At 40.8% G+C, this 19,565-nt stretch carries 18 protein-coding genes; 17 read left to right on the top strand and 1 reads right to left on the bottom strand.

What is annotated here, in order from left to right; genetic code table 11:
- The first annotated feature begins 16 nt into the window (after positions 1–16).
- Positions 17–667, top strand: coding sequence for an SCO family protein (locus H592_RS0104905; protein WP_028867795.1), 651 nt, complete (start codon positions 17–19; stop codon positions 665–667).
- Positions 668–767: 100 nt separating this feature from the next.
- Here H592_RS0104905 and H592_RS0104900 read toward each other — a convergent pair whose 3' ends face one another.
- On the bottom strand, positions 768–1,253 hold the full coding sequence (locus H592_RS0104900) for a GNAT family N-acetyltransferase (protein WP_028867794.1): 486 nt from the start codon (positions 1,251–1,253) through the stop codon (positions 768–770).
- A gap of 275 nt (positions 1,254–1,528) precedes the next feature.
- Between H592_RS0104900 and metA the strand changes: the two genes are divergently transcribed.
- The 16 genes from metA to eutC all read left to right on the top strand — a co-directional run bounded on the left by metA (position 1,529) and on the right by eutC (position 19,565).
- Positions 1,529–2,446, top strand: a complete 918-nt coding sequence (metA, locus tag H592_RS0104895; protein ID WP_028867793.1) for a homoserine O-acetyltransferase MetA — start codon at positions 1,529–1,531, stop codon at positions 2,444–2,446.
- A gap of 873 nt (positions 2,447–3,319) precedes the next feature.
- Positions 3,320–7,003, top strand: coding sequence for a methionine synthase (gene metH / locus H592_RS0104890; RefSeq protein ID WP_028867792.1), 3,684 nt, complete (start codon positions 3,320–3,322; stop codon positions 7,001–7,003).
- Between the two features lie 777 nt (positions 7,004–7,780).
- Positions 7,781–8,137: an ethanolamine utilization microcompartment protein EutS gene (gene eutS, locus H592_RS0104885; RefSeq protein ID WP_028867791.1), complete on the top strand. Its 357-nt coding sequence runs from the start codon at positions 7,781–7,783 to the stop codon at positions 8,135–8,137.
- A gap of 8 nt (positions 8,138–8,145) precedes the next feature.
- Positions 8,146–8,622, top strand: a complete 477-nt coding sequence (locus tag H592_RS0104880; protein ID WP_028867790.1) for a EutP/PduV family microcompartment system protein — start codon at positions 8,146–8,148, stop codon at positions 8,620–8,622.
- A gap of 22 nt (positions 8,623–8,644) precedes the next feature.
- A complete protein-coding gene (gene eutQ / locus H592_RS0104875) occupies positions 8,645–9,340 on the top strand; it encodes an ethanolamine utilization acetate kinase EutQ (RefSeq protein WP_028867789.1) in 696 nt (231 codons plus the stop codon).
- 3 nt (positions 9,341–9,343) lie between these two features.
- Positions 9,344–10,195 carry an ethanolamine utilization cob(I)yrinic acid a,c-diamide adenosyltransferase EutT gene (gene eutT / locus H592_RS0104870; protein ID WP_028867788.1) on the top strand — a complete coding sequence of 284 codons (852 nt, stop codon included), beginning with the start codon at positions 9,344–9,346 and terminating at the stop codon, positions 10,193–10,195.
- Positions 10,182–11,159, top strand: coding sequence for a phosphate acetyltransferase (gene pta, locus H592_RS0104865; RefSeq protein ID WP_028867787.1), 978 nt, complete (start codon positions 10,182–10,184; stop codon positions 11,157–11,159). The genes eutT and pta overlap by 14 nt, the downstream gene beginning before the upstream one ends.
- Positions 11,160–11,192: 33 nt before the next feature.
- Positions 11,193–11,510, top strand: coding sequence for an ethanolamine utilization microcompartment protein EutM (eutM, locus tag H592_RS0104860; RefSeq protein ID WP_028867786.1), 318 nt, complete (start codon positions 11,193–11,195; stop codon positions 11,508–11,510).
- Positions 11,511–11,534: 24 nt separating this feature from the next.
- Positions 11,535–11,810: an ethanolamine utilization microcompartment protein EutM gene (gene eutM / locus H592_RS0104855; RefSeq protein ID WP_028867785.1), complete on the top strand. Its 276-nt coding sequence runs from the start codon at positions 11,535–11,537 to the stop codon at positions 11,808–11,810.
- A 57-nt stretch (positions 11,811–11,867) separates the two neighbouring features.
- A complete protein-coding gene (locus H592_RS0104850) occupies positions 11,868–12,161 on the top strand; it encodes a EutN/CcmL family microcompartment protein (RefSeq protein ID WP_028867784.1) in 294 nt (97 codons plus the stop codon).
- A 116-nt stretch (positions 12,162–12,277) separates the two neighbouring features.
- On the top strand, positions 12,278–13,681 hold the full coding sequence (locus H592_RS0104845; RefSeq protein ID WP_028867783.1) for an aldehyde dehydrogenase family protein: 1,404 nt from the start codon (positions 12,278–12,280) through the stop codon (positions 13,679–13,681).
- On the top strand, positions 13,682–14,572 hold the full coding sequence (gene eutJ, locus H592_RS0104840) for an ethanolamine utilization protein EutJ (RefSeq protein WP_245600365.1): 891 nt from the start codon (positions 13,682–13,684) through the stop codon (positions 14,570–14,572).
- A gap of 15 nt (positions 14,573–14,587) precedes the next feature.
- Entirely contained in the window at positions 14,588–15,856 is a 1,269-nt protein-coding gene (locus tag H592_RS0104835; protein ID WP_245600364.1) for an iron-containing alcohol dehydrogenase, read from the top strand.
- Entirely contained in the window at positions 15,856–17,286 is a 1,431-nt protein-coding gene (locus tag H592_RS0104830; RefSeq protein WP_028867780.1) for an ethanolamine ammonia-lyase reactivating factor EutA, read from the top strand. Before H592_RS0104835 ends, H592_RS0104830 begins: the two co-directional genes overlap by 1 nt.
- Positions 17,287–17,299: 13 nt before the next feature.
- The gene (locus H592_RS0104825; protein ID WP_028867779.1) at positions 17,300–18,664 is read left to right on the top strand and encodes an ethanolamine ammonia-lyase subunit EutB; all 1,365 of its coding nucleotides are present in this window, start codon (positions 17,300–17,302) and stop codon (positions 18,662–18,664) included.
- Positions 18,665–18,674: 10 nt separating this feature from the next.
- A complete protein-coding gene (eutC, locus tag H592_RS0104820; RefSeq protein ID WP_028867778.1) occupies positions 18,675–19,565 on the top strand; it encodes an ethanolamine ammonia-lyase subunit EutC in 891 nt (296 codons plus the stop codon).

Raw genomic sequence — 19,565 nt, 5'->3', positions numbered from 1 at the left:
TTATAGTGTGAATTAAATGAAACGTTTAATAATAATTTTTAGTGCGCTGTTAATGATTTTATTTTTTATTATCGGTAGCACCCAATCTTTTCATTTAGTTCACAGTAAAACTGCCAGTAAAAATGATGCCTTAGTGTTACAACAGACACGGCAGCCATTACCTGAATTTGCCTTTGAAAAAGCTGGGGAAGTCGCTTTTACCAACCAATCTTTAAAAGGAAAGTGGACCTTATTTTTTGTGGGTTATACTTATTGCCCCGACGTTTGTCCAACCACATTAGCAGACCTAGACCGTATTTACCCAAGCTTAGCCAATGATCAAAATACAACCACACAAGTTGTATTTATTTCTGTTGATCCTAATCGAGATAAAGCAGAACAACTGGCAGATTATGTGCACTATTTTAATAAAGCATTTATTGGTGTAACCAGCACCCATCAACAACTTTGGCCATTTGTTACTCAATTAGGATTGATTTATAGCTTGGTTGAAGAGGGAGAAACTGATGATTTTTATTTAGTTGACCATAGTGCTTCTATTGTTCTAATCAATCCTGAAGGTGAGTTTCATGCTACGTTTAAATCGACAATTAATGCACAGGGCATTAATCATGTTGATATGGATTTAATGGTTGAAGACATTAAAGCAATACAAGCGAATTATTAAAAGCGCTAATGGATTTAGCCTCATTTAGGGTTGCTGCTAAATCAGTAAGGGCTGTTTACCGTTGAGTTGATGTATAAACTAAACGGTAGGTGATCGCAGTTTATAACTTTTTTGTCCAAAATAATGCACTACCAAACTCAGGATCCAGCTGATAATCAGAAAAGCCAAGGCGCTGATAAGCTTTACAAGCAATGGCATTACCACTTAATACTTCTAGCGTTATTTTGCAGCAATCCTGCTGTTTTGCGACTTCTTCAATTTTTTCAAATAAATGTTTAGTAAGGCCTTGGCCTCTAAAATCATTGTGTACGACAACATCATGAATATTAAATAATGGCTTACAAGCAAAAGTAGAGAAGCCTTCTATCGCAGTTAGTAATGCAGCTGGATGCTCATCACTAAAAATTAAAACAATAAAAACATCATTCCTAGCAAGCAAGTTTGCGATTAAGTTCTCTTTGGCAAAGTCACTCAAATCTTCACCTCCACCCATAGGGTCACAAGCATAATGCGACATTAAGCTTAAATAAGCCTGTGCATGTTGTGGATTATGTAAGTCCGCTACAACCGTTTGAATATTAAGCATTACTATTCCTTTTATTTTTAATTATTGGTGTTTTTTTAGTCTAACTAATGTATCAAAATTATTCTACATAAAGTGAGGGCAAGCTGGTGGAAGCGCTAGCATCGATAAAAATAATCAAGGATCAACATAGGAAGTAGTTAACTTTTGACAATAATTGAGGTCAAAAAATAGAGATAAAAAATAAATACAGCTGCTAAATTAGATTTAAGTATTCAAAATAGTTACTTTAGTGTTAGACTTCTAGATGTCTAAAAGGCCATTTTAAGGGAGTAATTATGCCAATTCGTATTCCAGATGATTTACCTGCATCAAGTATTTTAAAATCTGAAAATATTTTTACGATGTCAGAAACACGAGCTAGTCACCAGAACATTCGTCCTCTGCGCGTTCTGATCCTTAATTTAATGCCTAAAAAAATTGAAACTGAAACGCAACTCATGCGTTTATTATCTAATACTCCCTTACAAGTTGATATTGAACTGTTACGAGTGGACGCTAGAGCAACACGAAATACACCGCAAAAGCATTTAGATAAGTTCTACGGTGACTTTGAGCGAATCAAAAATCAAAAATGGGATGGCTTTATTATTACTGGCGCACCACTTGGCACCATTCCATTTGAAAATGTATATTATTGGGAAAAGTTCACGGAAATAGTTAACTGGTCTCGCCATAACGTTACCTCAACGCTATTTTTATGTTGGGCGGCACAAGCAGCATTAAACATACTGTATGGATTAGAGAAAGAAACCCGTGATGATAAACTCTCTGGTATTTATTCACACCGAACGTCACATCATCATCATCCACTAGTAAGAGGGTTTGACGATGAATTTTGGGCGCCATTATCTCGTTATGCTGAATTTAATAGCCGTACTATTAAAGATAAAACAGATTTAACAGTATTTGCAGATGCGCCTGATGCGGGAGTATATCTTGCGGCAAGTCCTGATTGTCGTCAGGTTTATATCACTGGGCACCCCGAATACGATGCAAATACACTAAATAACGAATATTTAAGAGACCTTGAAGAAGAGCTAGATCCGGTCATGCCAATTAACTATTATCCGAATGATGATGAGAATGAAATTCCACATGCAATTTGGCGTAGCCATGGAAACCTCTTATATAGCAACTGGCTAAATTATTGTGTTTATCAGGTAACACCATACGATCTCAGTGACTTAATCTAAATTTTGTAAATAATTTATAAAGATGAAAAATAGTACTGGAAAAGGTAAAAAGCTCTCCTACAATTATTAGTAGCTAAGAGAGCTTAAGAGGAGTAAAGTCAAATATAGGCAATGCTTCTGCGCAGTTAGCAGGTTGGTTATTCAGGAAGCTTAGTTATTAAAATTAGCTTCACAATCGCATTAAATGCACTTGACCAATTTAAGCATTTTCACGTTAACAAACATAAAACGGAGGTATAAGATTATTTTAAATTTTACTCGTACCAGTGTACTGAAACCGCATCAAATACTGAGTTGTTAATTTAAACACTCACCTACCCAACGGGGTAATTAGATACAGTTTTAGAAGTTAATACTGGTTGTATTCATTAATACAGGAGGATTAATTATTTTTACGTTTTATCATTTTATTGAAAGTGGGTGTCGGAGTTAGGAGTTTATATTGATAAACTCATTGCCAACGGGCGTTTCTAACATTCACTTTTATCAAATTAGATAGTGGATTATTTGTAAAGTTTTATTAGTATCAAGTGAATTTTTATTATCGATATTAATGCCTCTTTTAATAATCACAACTCAATTGTTCTTTATATTTTAAAGCGAGCTAAGTAGCTCGCTTTTTTTATATACAATTTTTACGATTCGATTGAAATCTTCCCTTTAAGCTAAGTTGCTTTCCTGCGCTGCCTAGATCACTTCCTTAATATAATTGCTATTACATTAGTGAATATATGACCTGTTTCAACCATCAAAAAATTCATAATTTATAACAGAATATTTCAAGATAGAAATGGCTTTGAAAGGTTATGACTACAAGTTTTATGCTATTATTCACACTCATTTTTTACTCAGAATAAAGTAGCAGGGAACTCTATGTCGATAAGTGATCGTAGTGCATTAATTAAAGCACAGTTAGAAAAGCACATTCTTCTGATCGATGGTGGTATGGGAACCATGATCCAGGACCATAAATTTGAAGAAGCTGACTTTCGTGGCGAACGTTTTAAAGACTGGAAAAGCGACTTAAAAGGCAATAACGATCTATTAGTTTTAACGCAGCCAGAAGTCATTGCTAATATTCACCGTGAATATTTAGATGCGGGTGCAGACATTCTTGAAACCAATACATTTAACGCAACAAGCATTGCTATGGCTGATTATGCAATGGAATCTATTTCTGCTGAAATCAATTATGAAGCCGCACGTATTGCGCGTCGTGTTGCCGATGAAAAAACCGATGAAACACCTGACCGTCCTCGTTTTGTAGCGGGTGTGCTAGGTCCAACAAACCGTACTTGTTCAATCTCTCCTGATGTTAATGATCCTGCTTTTCGTAACGTTACTTTTGACGAACTGGTTGTTGCTTACATTGAATCGACTAAAGCCTTAATTAAAGGTGGTAGTGACTTAATTCTGATTGAAACTATCTTTGATACTTTAAACGCAAAAGCCGCTGTTTTTGCAGTTGAAACGGTATTCGAAGAGCTCGGTTATAAAATTCCTGTGATGATTTCCGGTACTATTACCGATGCATCGGGTCGTACATTATCAGGTCAAACAACAGAGGCTTTCTACAATTCATTGCGTCATGCGGAACCCCTAACATTCGGTTTAAACTGTGCCTTGGGTCCCGATGAGTTACGTCAATACGTACAAGAGATGTCGCGTATCTCAGAAACTTATGTTTCTGCACATCCTAATGCCGGTTTGCCCAATGCCTTTGGTGAATATGACTTAGAAGCCGATGAAATGTCGGTGCATATTAAAGAGTGGGCTGAAAGTGGCTTTTTAAATTTAGTGGGCGGTTGTTGTGGTACAACGCCTGCGCATATTAAGGCGATGGCTGATGCCGTTGCGGGTATCAAACCGCGCGAATTACCAGAGATTGAAGTTGCTTGTCGTTTAAGTGGTTTAGAGGCGTTAACTATTCGTTCTAGTTCACTCTTCCAAAATGTTGGTGAGCGAACAAACGTAACCGGTTCTGCCCGTTTTAAACGTTTAATTAAAGATGAATTATACGATGAAGCGCTTGAAGTAGCGTTGCATCAAGTAGAAGCTGGCGCAGATATTATCGATATTAATATGGATGAAGCGATGCTTGATTCATTATTTGCGATGAAGCGTTTCTTAAACCTATGTGCTTCTGAACCTGATATTTCACGCGTACCAATCATGGTTGATTCTTCTAAGTGGGAAATTTTAGAAGAAGGGCTTAAGTGTGTTCAAGGGAAAGGTATCGTTAACTCAATCAGTATGAAAGAGGGCGTTGATAACTTTATTCATCAAGCTAAATTGATTCGTCGTTACGGTTTTGCGGTAATTGTGATGGCCTTTGATGAAGATGGACAGGCGGATACCCGCGAGCGTAAATATGAAATTTGTAAGCGCTCCTATGACATTTTAGTTAACCAAGTTGGCTTTCCACCGGAAGATATCATTTTTGACCCTAATATTTTTGCTATTGCCACCGGGATCGAAGAGCATAATAACTATGCTGTAGACTTTATTGAAGCAGTGAAAGATATTAAAGATAACTTACCTCATGCAATGATTTCTGGCGGTGTTTCAAACGTATCTTTCTCATTCCGTGGTAACAATCCTGTACGTGAAGCGATTCACGCTGTATTTCTTTATTACTGTATTCAAAACGGGATGGATATGGGGATCGTAAACGCTGCACAGCTTGCGATTTATGATGATATTCCCAAAGAATTAAAAGATGCCGTTGAAGATGTGGTCTTAAATAAACATGCTAATGGCACAGATGCTTTATTAGAACTTGCAGAAAAATACCGTGGTGATGGCGCTGAAAAAGCAGACGAGACCAAAGTATTAGAATGGCGTGGTCTGCCCGTTAATGAACGTATTGCACATGCATTAGTTAAAGGCATTACAGAATTTATTGAAGAAGATACCGAAATAGCACGTCAAAATGTGGATATGCCAATCGAAGTGATTGAAGGGCCATTGATGGATGGCATGAATATCGTTGGTGATCTGTTCGGCGAAGGTAAAATGTTCTTACCGCAAGTAGTTAAGTCTGCACGCGTAATGAAACAAGCCGTTGCTTACTTAAACCCTTACATCGAAGCGACTAAAGCTGTTGGCGCAACCAATGGTAAAGTAGTGATGGCGACGGTAAAAGGTGATGTACATGATATTGGTAAAAATATTGTTGGTGTTATTTTACAATGTAATAACTATGAAATTATCGACTTAGGTGTAATGGTGCCTACTGAGAAAATCATTAAAACAGCGTTGGAACATAATGCGGATCTGATTGGATTATCGGGTTTGATTACTCCGTCATTAGATGAAATGGTATATGTAGCAAAAGAGATGCAACGCCAAGGACTAACGATTCCATTATTGATCGGCGGCGCAACCACGTCGAAGGCACATACGGCAGTTAAAATTGAACAAAATTACGATCAACCCGTGGTCTATGTATCGAATGCTTCTCGTGCGGTAGGTGTATGTCAAAAATTATTGAGTCCAAAGCATAAACCTGAATTTGTTGAAAAATTGAATTTAGATTATGACCGTGTACGAGTACAGCATGCCAATAAACGCCCACGCAGTGCACCAATTGGTTTAACACAAGCACGTGCTAATGCTGCTAAATTAGATTGGGTTAACTATCAGCCTAAAGTGCCTAATAAACTCGGTGTACAAGTATTCAAAAGCCTTCCTATTAGTGTATTACGTGAATATATCGACTGGACACCATTCTTTATGACATGGGGGCTAGCGGGTAAATATCCTCGTATCCTTAAAGATGAAGTGGTGGGCGAAGAAGCAACGCGTTTATTTGCAGATGCATTAGAAATGCTAGACAAAGTTGAAGCTGAAGGTGAAATTAGCGCTTCTGGCATTGTGGGTATTTTCCCTGCAAATAGTGTTGGTGATGATATTGAAATTTATAGTGATGAAACGCGCTCTGAAATTTTACAAGTCAGCAATCAGTTACGTCAGCAAACAGAGAAAAAAGCACCATTCGTAAACCATTGTTTAGCTGATTATATTGCCCCTAAATCATCAGGTGTTGCTGACTATATTGGTGCCTTTGCTGTAACAGGCGGAATTGGTGAACGTGAAGTGGCGGAGCGTTATAAAGCAAATAATGATGATTATAATGCTATTTTAGTTCAGGCCGTATGTGACCGTTTGGCTGAAGCATTTGCAGAGTATTTACATCAACAGACACGTAAAGACTATTGGGGGTTTGCAGCAGATGAAACCTTAAGTAACGATGATTTAATTCGTGAAAAATACCAAGGTATTCGTCCAGCACCAGGTTATCCTGCTTGTCCTGAGCATACTGAAAAAGCGACTATTTGGGCATTGATGAATGTTCAAGAAGAAATTGGAATGGAGCTAACTTCTAGTTATGCGATGTATCCTGGCGCTGCTGTTTCGGGGTGGATATTCTCTCACCCTGAAAGTCGTTATTTTGCTATTGCCGGTATCCAACAAGATCAAGTAGAAGACTATGCACAACGTAAAGGTTGGGATATGTTAACTGCAGAACGTTGGTTAGGTCCAAACATCGGTTAGATCCATAGTTTGTTAATAAAATATTGAAGAATACGGCCAGTTTAGCTGGCTGTATTCTTTTAAAACCTGCCAAATGGCTGAACATATAGTAGCTATAGCTACTTAGTCGTTATGTACTTCAATGTTGAATCCACCCATTATCGTTCATCATCTGAGCGCATATTTTTCACATAGATGTAGGTTTTGGTAAATGAATTAATGTTGTAATCTTGTCTTACTCAGGGTAAATAAATTAATTCAGTGCATGGCTAGAAACTTATTCAAGCTAACGCGTCTCTGCGTATTTTTTATTGGAATGTCTTCAGAGTACCGGAATTTGTGTCGAATCAAAAAATATAGTCCCCTATCTAGAAATTGTCATTTATTTTGATTTTGTTCACATTTTTGATTCAAAGTATCGTCGTTAATTATCCTTAGCAGCAATCTAAAAAGAAGGCTGATACCAGCATTTTATTTCACTCGTTGTGAGTATTTTATTCTTCAGCAGTTTGTTTTAGCTCAGCAGGCGAGTCGGGTGGAGTGTAAGCTAACCCTATGAATAAAGGCGTAAACGATTTTTTTAGCCGCAAAAGGTAATTAGAACGATTATTCCCTATGTTTTTAATCATCTATCCGAAACTGACTGCTCTTTATTTTGAATCAGTTAATAAAATTAGGATCTGTGAGTGAATTAAATTCTCAGTTTTAACATTATGATTTGTTTTGATTTTGTTCACGTTTTTGATTTTAGGTTTAATGGATAATCTTTACTCAACATTAATCTTATGAGAGTGGCTGATGGTAGAGTTTGATCTGAGTACGGATAAGAATCGAATCATTCAGGAGTTTGTTCCTGGTAAGCAGATCACTTTAGCCCACCTCATTGCAAATCCTACTGAAGAGCTATGTGAACGAGTCGGTGTTGATAGCCAAGGAGCGATTGGAATATTGACTCTTACTCCAGGTGAAACATCGATCATTGCAGGTGATATTGCTACAAAGGCTGCTGATGTTGGAATTGGCTTTCTAGATCGATTTTCTGGTGCGTTGGTAATTACTGGTTCAGTTGCTTCCGTTGAAGAGGCCCTTAAAACGGTTATTCAAGTACTGGATGACAACCTTTCTTATACCACCTGTAAGCTAACCCGAACTTAGGTATTTATATGAGCAAAGATGGTTTAGCTAGTATTGCGATTATTGGAGAAGTTGATGCGGGTAAGTCTGCATTATTGGATAAGTTAATTGCTCAGAAAACTGCTACTGGTAAAACTCAGGCTCCTATCTTTTATTGCGGTCATGTTGTTGATACTCCTGGTGAATTTGTAGATAACAGGTCTTGGAACGGCGCTTTATTATCAACAATCGCCAGTGTTAAAACCATCGTTTGCTTACAACCTGCAAATGCGAAGCATTTTGCTGTCCCTAGTGGGCTGCTCAGAGTTTATCCAAATAAAAATATTGTTAGTGTGATTAGCAAAATTGACGCAAACGATGCTGATATTGCCAAAGCCTCTAAGCTATTCAAGCAGAATGGTTTACCTGAGCCATACTTGCAAATTTCGATTTTTGATCAAGCATCGATTGATAGTCTCTATCAACATTTATTAGCGCTGCAGTCCGACCCAGTGCATGTTGTATAAATACCAATAAGGATTGTAGTTAATGAAAATACTTATTTCGGCAGCTGATATTCGACGCGTAAAGTCTGAAAAAAAAACGTATATAGTTGCTCCTGCTAAAGATTTTATTATTACTCCAGAAGCTCGGGATCTAGCCAGTACCAACGAAATTGCTATTCTTGAACACGAAGTTGAGACTAATCTTAATCCTGCCTCTATGGCCACTAAAGAAGTAGAAGCTTCAACAACGTTAACGACCGCACAATCTATACAAGCAGAAATTGAGGCGAGATTACCCAATGTAGATGGAAGCCAAAGTGACTTAATAAAGTCGTTAGTGGCTAAGGCAATGGCTAATTTTGATAGTAAAGCGCCAGCTTCTCCACGTCAGATTAACGATGATGGAATCGTGATGATTCGTGGTAATGCGGTTGAATTAGAGGTGTTTGATGGTGCGCCCGGCAAGAATATTGGATTGACGGATGTTTTAGGCGCTGCAGATGGCAGTAACATGGGGGTGGGTTATATGGGCTGGGAAAATGCTTTTTTTCCTTGGACCCTAAATTATGATGAAGTTAATGTGGTACTCGAAGGTGAATTACATGTGAAAACTGCATCCGGTACTACGATAGGTAAACCGGGTGATGTGGTTTTTATTCCTAAAGGTAGCTCTGTAGAGTTTGGTACACCAACCCACGTCCGTTATGTCTATGTGACCTACCCAGCAGAATGGTCGTAACCAATGACTAGTGTGTCTGACCCTAAATTTATTACTGAAGATTATCTACGTCAGCACTTCGGTTTAGCCCATGGTAGTGAGATTCAACTTACCCCTGGGTGTCGATTCACGCCCGCTGCACATGGGCTTTTGAATGATAAGAATATCAAAGTGCGCTGGCGTGACGAAAAAGGTCAGATGTTTATCGCTGAAAGTAGATCTGTTTCCAATGATGAGTCCGCAGACGTGCTAGTTAAGGTACACCCATTAAAAAGCAATAACATACGTCCTAAGAATGGCTGTTTGTTATGTGGCTCAGAAGTTGTAGATAAGCCTGCACTCATGACGCATCTTAATGACAAATTACTGGTACCCAAAACACATCCTAGAATTGAGCTGCGAGGCAAACTAGATAGCTGCATTAGTTATTGTGTCATCGTACAAACACAGATGGAAGAAAGCCCTCCCATGTTAAAAGGGTTTGTCGCAGATATTCGTTCCTATCTTGGACATGTACTACAAGCTGAAGTAACAGAACGAGAGTTGGAATTACCTGGATTAGGCGATTTTTGTGCTGACACAATTCATCAGTGGTCACATTATCCTCTCAAGTATTTAGAGCATGACCATATGCTACCAGATGTGAGTTATGGACCACTCGTTGCTCAACTGAATTACCTGCGTGCACTCATTCGAGAGCTGGAATTAATTTCTAGCCGAGTCTTTTTAGATGCCAGCATGCAACTTTCTCGTCCGGACATCATTGCTGGTCTCAATAGATTGTCGAGTGCAGTCTACGTGGTCATGATTCTGACCTGGCAATGTCAGAACGGGAAACAATCGTTGTTAGGGGAATTGCATAATGGAACTGCTTGAACGCTGTAGGGCTCAGTGCCGAAAACAGCCGAAGCGCATTGTTTTCCCTGATTCTGCAGATGTCCGTTTGTTGCATGCTGCTAATGAACTTAAATTACAGGGGTTAGCTGAGCCTATTTTGTTAGGTAACCCTTTTATGTTACGTGATCGGGCCCATCAAAGTGGGATTGCAGTACCCAGTTTAACTACTCTGACACCGGAATTTGCAGGTTGTTTTGATCAGATGGTTAGCCTTTATATGGCAAAGCAGAAGAAACCGATTAGCAAAGAGGATGCAGAGGAATTATTAAAACAACCACTGTATTTTTCTATGATGATGGTTGAACAGGGGTATGCCGATATTTGTATTGGCGGCAATATTTCTTCTACTGGTGACATGATCCGAGCCGCTATTAAAGGTGTTGGTGTATTACCTGGAGCCAAAACGGTCTCAAGCTTTTTCTTGATGCTTTCTCCCGATGGCAGTCAAGTGCATGCATTTTCAGATGCTGGGGTGATTCCTGAACCTACAGTCGAACAGTTGGCTGATATCGCCATCGATACAGCCACTAATTATAAGCGTTTAACTGGAATAGAGCCAAAAGTCGCGATGTTGTCTTTCTCGACTAAAGGCAGTGCGAAACATCCGGCTGCCAGTAAGATGCTAGAAGCGACGGAATTAGTAAAGCAGCGCGCGCCAGATTTGATTATTGACGGTGAAGTACAGTTCGATGCTGCATTTGTGCCTTCTGTCGCAGCTCAGAAAATGCCTAACAGTCCTTTGGTTGGGCAGGCTAATGTATTTATTTTCCCGTCGTTAAATGCGGGCAATATTGCGTACAAGGTGGCGCAGCGTCTGGGGGGGTATATCGCCCTAGGGCCTATGCTACAAGGGCTTGCACACCCTGTACACGATTTGTCACGTGGTTGCAGTGCTGACGATATTGTAGACATTGCCGTATTGGCATCAAATATATGTGATTAACATATTAACTTGTTGAATTTTAAGGAGAACATAATGGAAGCACTGGGCATTATTGAAACAAAAGGCATGACTGCATTAATTGAAGCGTCGGATGCGATGGTAAAAGCCGCGCGTGTTGAGCTGGTTGGTTACAAACAAATTGGTTCGGGTATCGTATCTGCCATGGTACGTGGTGATGTGGCTGCCTGCAAAGCAGCAACAGATGCAGGTGCTGCTGCTGCACAACGACTTGGTGAATTGGTTGCAGTACATGTAATCCCTCGTCCGCATTCAGATCTAGAAGGTATTTTTCCAATTTCTAATGCTGAAAAAACGACAGTTCCAGCAACTAAATCGACTAACAAAAAATAATTAACTCATTTTAAGGAAATAAAAATGGATGCTTTAGGTATTTTAGAAACAAAAGGTCTTACTGCACTGATTGAAGCATCAGATGCAATGGTAAAAGCAGCACAGGTTGAATTAGTGGGTTACCAGCAAATTGGTTCTGGCTATGTCACAGCTTTTATCCGTGGCGATGTCGCCTCTTGTAAAGCGGCGACTGATGCAGGTTCTGTTGTCGCTCAACGCCTTGGTGAGTTAATTGCTGTTCATGTGATTCCTCGCCCACACAGTGATCTGGAAAAAATATTTCCAATTAAAGCTAAGTAGTAGCCTCCTTCCAAGCCATATAGGGCTGAAGGTGGTGTTGAATAAAAAGGATAACTCATGAGAATAGCTCGCGTAATTGGCCATGTAATCGCCACAGTACGAAGTAACAACATGAGAATGGATAAGTTGTGTTTAGTTGAGTATATCGATAAACAAGGCAAGTCTTCTGGTGATGTTCATGTGGCAATGGACCAACTTGGGGCGGGTGAAGGTGAATGGGTCTTGGTTGTTGCAGGTAGTTCTGCACGAACTGCTTATAACAGTGCGGAACAAGCCTCCCCAGTTGACCTTTGTGTTGTTGGTATTATTGACATAGTCGCATCTGAAGACGGGCAAATATATTGCAAATAGCAACAGTAAAAATAGTTAAGTAGCGATAACTCGTGTGTAGCGAGTTTGAATAAAAACTTAAACAACACTGGATTTAAGCAATGTGATATAGCGAAAAATTGCAGGAGTATCTCTACATGAAACAACAGGAAATAGAAGAAATTGTCAGACGCGTGGTAACGCAGTTGAGTGGACAGGTTACTGCTCCTGCATCGTTGAATGGTAATGATGGTGTATTTGAAAGTCTGGATGATGCGGTTGCTGCTGCAACTCAAGCACAAAAGCAGATTCGCAATGTCGCAATTCGAGATAAGATTATCCAAGCTATTCGTCGGATGACAAAGAAATATTCGCGTGAGCTGTCAGAAATGGCAGTAAAAGAAACGGGTTTTGGACGAGTTGAAGACAAAATTAAAAAACATCTTTTGGTCGCTTGTCGTACTCCAGGCACTGAAATTTTGGTCCCACAAGCTGTAACCGGCGATGCGGGTATGAGTTTGATGGAAAATGCGCCTTGGGGTGTTATTGCATCGGTGACTCCGAGCACCAACCCAACCTGTACTGTAATCAATAATGCTATCAGTATGATTGCATCAGGCAACTCGATTGTTTTTGCACCCCACCCAGCTGCAAAAGGTGTTTGTCAGCATACGATCCAATTGATCAATCAAGCATCGGTAAGTGTTGGCGGTCCAGAAAATATTTGCACTACTGTTTTGAAACCCTCATTAGATAATGCACGTGCCTTATTTACCTATCCAGGAATTCGTCTTTTAGTGGTTACTGGCGGTGATGCAGTAGTAGATGCTGCTCGCGAAATTACCGATAAACGCATGATTGCAGCAGGCCCTGGTAATCCACCAGTCGTTGTAGATGAAACTGCTGATATCGAACGTGCAGCTATCTCTATTGTCGATGGTGCTTCGTTTGATAATAATATTGTTTGTGCATTAGAAAAAGAAATTATTGCAGTGGACTCAATTGCCGATGAGTTAAAGGCAGCAATGTGTCGCAATGGTGCATATGAGTTGAGCGCTACGCAAGCAGAAGCGATTGCTCGTGTCGTATTAAAAGGATATCCAGGTGATAAACCATCTGCTGATCCTCGTTGGGTTGGTCGCGATGCCTCAAAAATTGCAGCCGCTGCTGGTATCGAAGTCCCGGATGAAGTCCGTCTATTGATATTTGAAGCAGACAAATCACATGTTTTTGCTGTGACAGAACAGATGATGCCTATTTTACCGTTGATCAGAGCGGCTAACGCGGATCAGGCAATTGACTGGGCTGTTGAATTAGAAAATGGAAATCGTCATACCGCTGCTATTCATTCAAAAAATATTGATGTATTAACTCGCATGGCACATGAAATGGATTGTAGTTTGCTGGCAAAAAATGGTCCTGCTCTAGCTGCAATTGGTGCAGGTGGAGAAGGTTGGACTACCATGACTATTTCAACACCAACAGGAGAAGGGGTAACCAATGCATTAACCTTCACCCGCAAACGTCGTTGCACGCTAGTTGACTCCTTTAGGATTGTGTAAATGACAACTACAACAATGATACCAACCATGGTAAATGACACAAAGCAGATCGTCGATAGTCAACGTCTTACTCTGATTGATCAGTATCTGCTGACAATCGAGAAGTTAGTTAATGATGTAACACCCGTGAAAGCACCAGCAACTTGGCAGGTCGGCATTGATCTTGGGACAGCGGATATTCAGACTGTTGTGGTAGATGGTGAAGGAGCTCCTATTGCAGCCTTTCTAGATTGGGCCGATGTGGTTCAGGATGGTGTAGTGGTAGATTATTTTGGTGCGTGTCAGATCGTGCGTAAACAACTAGAAAAAATAGAGCTAAAACTAGGATGCTCTGTGACTGAAGCGGTAACATCATATCCTCCTGGTACCGATGCTCGGATCTCTATCAATGTGGTGGAGTCTGCCGGCGTCGAGGTGACGAAAGTGATCGATGAACCAGCCAGTGTTGCTGCTTTATTAGATATTAACAGTGGTGCCGTGGTTGATGTTGGTGGTGGTACAACGGGTACTGCCATTATCGAAAATGGTGAGCTGGTTGTGTCACTAGATGAACCCTCTGGTGGGCGGCATGTTACCTTGACCATTGCGGGTGGCATGAAGATAACCATTGAAGAGGCAGAGCAGTTAAAACGGGGTGGTGAAAACGATCTAGTTATTGCCTCAATGACTAAACCTGTGATTGAGAAAATGGCTGATATCGTTGCAGGACACATAACAGGCTATCAACCGAATGCTATTTACCTCACTGGTGGTGGCACACTGATCAGTGGTTTTGCTCAAGTATTTAAGAAACGACTTCCAGATATTGACATTATTGAATTCTCCAAAGCACTATATTTAACCCCATTGGCGATAGCTAGTTATGGCTTAATGATCAAAGGGAATAGTTAAGTTATGGAAAAACACATGTCTGCTAACGATATTGCAACCGTGGTAAATCAGACTATCACACAATATTTGAGTGAATCTGGTGAGCAGCAAAAAAAACGACCATGCTCAGGTAAAAGTTTTACCTTCCGCTCTCCAGCAATAACGGTAACAGGTGCTTATTGTGTTAGCCAGTTGGGGGATACGCTTCTAGAATTAGGCGCGACTCATGTGCTACTCGTTGCGGACAAGCTTGTACATCAACTAGGTCTTGTGTCTGGCTGTGAACAATCAATCACTCTTGCTGGTATCGGCTTGACTCTTTTTACTGAAGTGGAAGGAGAGCCGGATACTGTAATTATCAATCAGGGAATCAAGGTCTTAAAGCAAAGTAAAGCTGACTTTGTGGTTGGTATCGGAGGTGGATCTGCACTTGATGCAGCCAAGGGAATGGCGGTGATGATTGATCATCAAGGGCCTTTGGCTGATTTGAAAATTGGTGGTATAGCGTCACGTAAAGTGGGTCTTGGATGTATTCCAACTACTGCAGGTACGGGATCTGAAACGACCGATATTACGGTTATTCAAGATCTAGAGTACGGTATTAAGGTACCAGTAAAAGGACCTGCCTTGGTACCTGATTTTGCATTGCTCGATCCCGTGTTAATGCTAGGGGTGCCCGATCATGTTACTGCTGCGACTGGTATCGATACCCTGACACATGCAATCGAAGCATATGTATCACGTGAGACTAATCCTTTATCTAAAGCTTACGCCTATCACGCAATTGAAACGGTTATTAAATCTCTTCCGGTAGCTGTTGGATGTGGAGATGATTTGGATATGCGTTATGAGATGTCTATTGCCGCATATAAGGCTGGAATCGCGTTTAGTAATGCAGGACTTGGGTTAACTCATGCGATAGCACACCAAATTGGTGCTCAATACCATATACCGCATGGTGTTGCGAATGCGATCTTGTTGCCTTATGTGATGGCATTCAATGCACTGACCTGCGAAAAAGGTTACGCCGAACTGGCCGTTGCGATGGGCATAAAAGTTGAATCCATGACCCAGCGTGAGAGTTGTAATGCGGTTATTCAGATGGTTCGAAGCTTAGTGCAGGATCTAGGGTTACCAAACTCACTAACTGTTTATAATATTAATACAGGTGACTTACCGCAACTTGCTGAAAGAGCAATGTTAGATATCTGCCTCATCGGGAATCCACGCCAAGTCACTGCCACACAAATAGTCGTCTTACTTAATCGCGTACTTGCAAATGACTTTCCTGAAGGGTACTGCTAATGGAACGCAAAATCATTCACAGTGTCGGTATTGATATCGGCACCACAACAACACAAGTAATTTTTTCTGACTTGACTGTGGTTAACCGCGCACCCGCTAGCCAAGTCGCTGTTTATGAATTTGTGGATCGTTATATTTCTTATCAAAGCCCTGTTGTCTTCACGCCAATTAATCATCAAGGCATGATTGATACCGATCGTTTGCGTGTTTTTATTGACAGCCAGTTTGAATTGGCGGGTTTAGCGGGTAAAGGGGTAGAAAGTGGGGCAATTATTATTACTGGAGAGACGGCCAAAGCAGATAATGCGCGTGTCGCTGTGATGGACTTGTCTCAACAGTTAGGTGATTTTGTCGTTGCGACGGCAGGCCCAAATTTAGAATCTGTGATTGCAGGACGTGGTAGTGGTGCACAGAAGTATTCTCAGGATAATCACCAAAAAGTGATGAATATAGATGTGGGCGGTGGTACTTCAAATTTTGTTATTTTTGATTGCGGTCGGGTTGTTGATACTGCTTGTCTCAATATCGGTGGTCGCTTGATTGAGCTTAATGAACAGGGAGGATGTCATTACATTCACAAACCAGGCGTTGCTGTGATCAAAGAGTTGTTTGGTGACAGTTTTAACCCACGTGATTTGACACTTGATCACCTTAATCGTGTCGCAGTTCGAATGGCGGAATTAATTGTTGAACTGATTCAGGGCAAGATGACAAAGCTTACAGCACATTTGCTACAAACTCCTGAACTCAAAGATATTGCTAATATTGATGCAATTTTCTTTAGTGGTGGCGTTGGTGAGTGTTACTACCAACAACAAAAAAAATCATTTGATAGCACTCAATTTGGAGATATTGGCCCCCTATTGGCACGTGCGTTATTACGCAATAGTGCGATCAGTGCAATGCCTATTTGCAAGCCAAGTCAAACATTACGTGCCACCGTTATTGGCGCAGGCGCTTACTCTTTGTCACTGTCTGGATCAACCATCTGGTTATATGCCGATGAACTACCACTAAAGAATATACCCGTCGTGCATCCGGCGATCGATTGGCAACAACCTACACCTGATATATGTAATGAAATTGTGATTGCCGCAGAGCGTATGGATCTGGTGCTAGGTTGTGACCGTTATGTGGTTGCACTGGATACCGGAATGCCTGAAAAATATTATGCGGTTCAACATGCAGCTAAAGAATTGGCCAAGTTTTATCGTGATCATGGCAACCATAATGATCCGGCATTGGTTGTTGTACAGAATGATATTGGCAAAGCATTAGGTATGGAATTACAACCTTTGCTCCTTCCTCAGGCGTTAACGGTTATCGATGAAGTGATAACGCGTGAGGGAGATTATATAGATATTGGTAAAAGTTATTTTGGCGGGGAGATAGTTCCTCTTACAGTGAAATCACTCGCTTTCCCGTCTTAAAAAGGAGTTGTGCATGAAATTGAAAACGAGCCTATTCGGTCAGACTTACCAATTTAAGGATGTTAAAGAGGTACTTGCTAAAGCTTCGGATTTACGTTCTGGTGATATTTTAGCTGGCATTGCCGCAAGAACCGCACAGGAACGAGTTGCAGCTAAGTATGTTCTGTCTGAATTAACCTTGAAAGATCTCAGGGAAAATCCAGTGGTAAGTTATGACATTGATGCCATTACCCGAATCAATCAAGACGGGCTTAACCATTATGTTTACCAACAAATTCAGAATTGGTCTGTTAGTGAATTAAGGGAATACGTGTTATCCGATGAACCTTCTCTGGAAGAATTTCAGCGTTTACGTAAAGGCCTTAGTGCAGAAATGGTATCTGCGGTCGCTAAGATTTGTTCAAATTCAGACCTAATGTACGGTGCGAAGAAATTGCCTGTCGTTTCAAAAGCAAACGGCACTTTGGGGATTCCTGGGCGTTTTAGTTGCCGTTTACAGCCCAACGATACTCGCGATAATGTTGCATCAATCATGGCGCAAACCTATGAAGGGTTGGCTTATGGGTGTGGTGATGCTGTTATTGGGATTAACCCTGTTACTGATAGTGTCGAAAATACTACGCAGATGCTTAACTCTATTCAAGACGTGATCGATAAATGGAATATTCCAACACAGCCTTGTGTACTTGCGCATATTACTACGCAGATGGAAGCGGTACGCAAAGGCGCACCAGGTGGTTTACTGTTCCAAAGTCTTTCCGGTTCTGAAAAAGGCTTAGCCGAGTTTGGTGTTGACATTGATATGTTAGATGAAGCCTATGAAGTAGGCAAAGAGTATTGTCGATTGGCAGGTGACGATATGATGTATTTTGAAACTGGACAGGGTTCTGCATTGTCCGCAGATGCGCACTATGGAGCAGATCAAATGACATTAGAGGCGCGTTGTTACGGTTTAGCTCGACGTTATAAACCCCACATGGTGAATACGGTTGTCGGCTTCATTGGACCTGAATACCTGTATAACCACCAACAAATTATTCGTGCAGGTTTAGAAGATCATTTCATGGGTAAACTTTCTGGTTTGCCAATGGGTTGTGATGCTTGTTATACCAATCATGCAGATACTGATCAAAACTCCAATGAAAACCTAGTCACATTATTGGCCGCATCGGGTATCAATTTTGTTATTGGCATGGGTATGGGTGATGACATTATGTTGAATTACCAAACGACTTCTTTTCATGATACCGCAACGACTCGACAGCTGTTGGGGTTACGTCCTGCACCAGAATTTGAAGCATGGATGGAAACTATGGGGCTGATGGAAAATGGCCGCTTAACTAAAAAAGCGGGCGATCCGTCAATCTTCTTTAAGTAAGGGCGTGGCAATGAACGAACAAAAAATTCAGGACATCGTATCAACTGTGTTATCGCAGTTAGGGGAAACCAGCATTACGCCATCTGCAGTTACTAAAATTGTAGATGCGACCTTAGCTCCTCAACCGACGAAAAATGATGATGCACTACCAGATTTGGGTGGAATAAAATTCAAAAAATGGAACGGTGTCGTTGATGCATTGGATCCTAAAATTAATGATGACCTGATCAATCAGACCGATGCTCGAGTATGTAAAGGCCGTGCTGGGCCTCGTCCGCGTACATCTGCACTTTTACGCTTTCTTGCGGACCACTCTCGCTCGAAAGATACCGTGATTAAAAATGTTGAATCATCTTGGTTACAGGAGCGAAATTTAATAGAAATTCAATCCTGTGCGACCGATAAGGATGAATATTTAACACGTCCAGATTTGGGGCGAAAACTGAATGACGAAGCAAAAAGCTTGTTACAGGAAAAATGTATTAAATCGCCACAGGTACAGGTCATCTTGTCTGACGGCCTGAGCTTAGATGCCGTAACGGTTAATCATGATGAAATTCTACCCGCATTGATGAATGGCTTGAAGAATGCGGGACTTACGGTAGGTTCACCTCTGTTTCTCCGCTATGGTCGAGTTAAAGCGCAAGATGAAATCGGGTTGTTGCTAAATGCGGAAGTAAATATATTGCTTATTGGAGAGCGGCCTGGATTGGGCCAATCGGAGTCGCTCAGTTGTTATGCAATATATAAACCTACTGAAGAAACAGTCGAATCCGATCGAACAGTAATTTCAAATATTCATGCGGGTGGTACACCGCCAGTTGAAGCTGCCGCTGTGATTGTAGATCTTGTCAAAACCATGTTGGCTCAAAAAGCTAGCGGTATTAATTTAAAGCGTTAA

The organism is Psychromonas arctica DSM 14288 (genome assembly GCF_000482725.1).
Taxonomy (GTDB): Bacteria; Pseudomonadota; Gammaproteobacteria; order Enterobacterales; family Psychromonadaceae; genus Psychromonas; species Psychromonas arctica.
The sequence above is the reverse complement of the archived record's forward strand: the minus strand, read 5'-3'. Positions and strand labels throughout refer to the sequence as shown.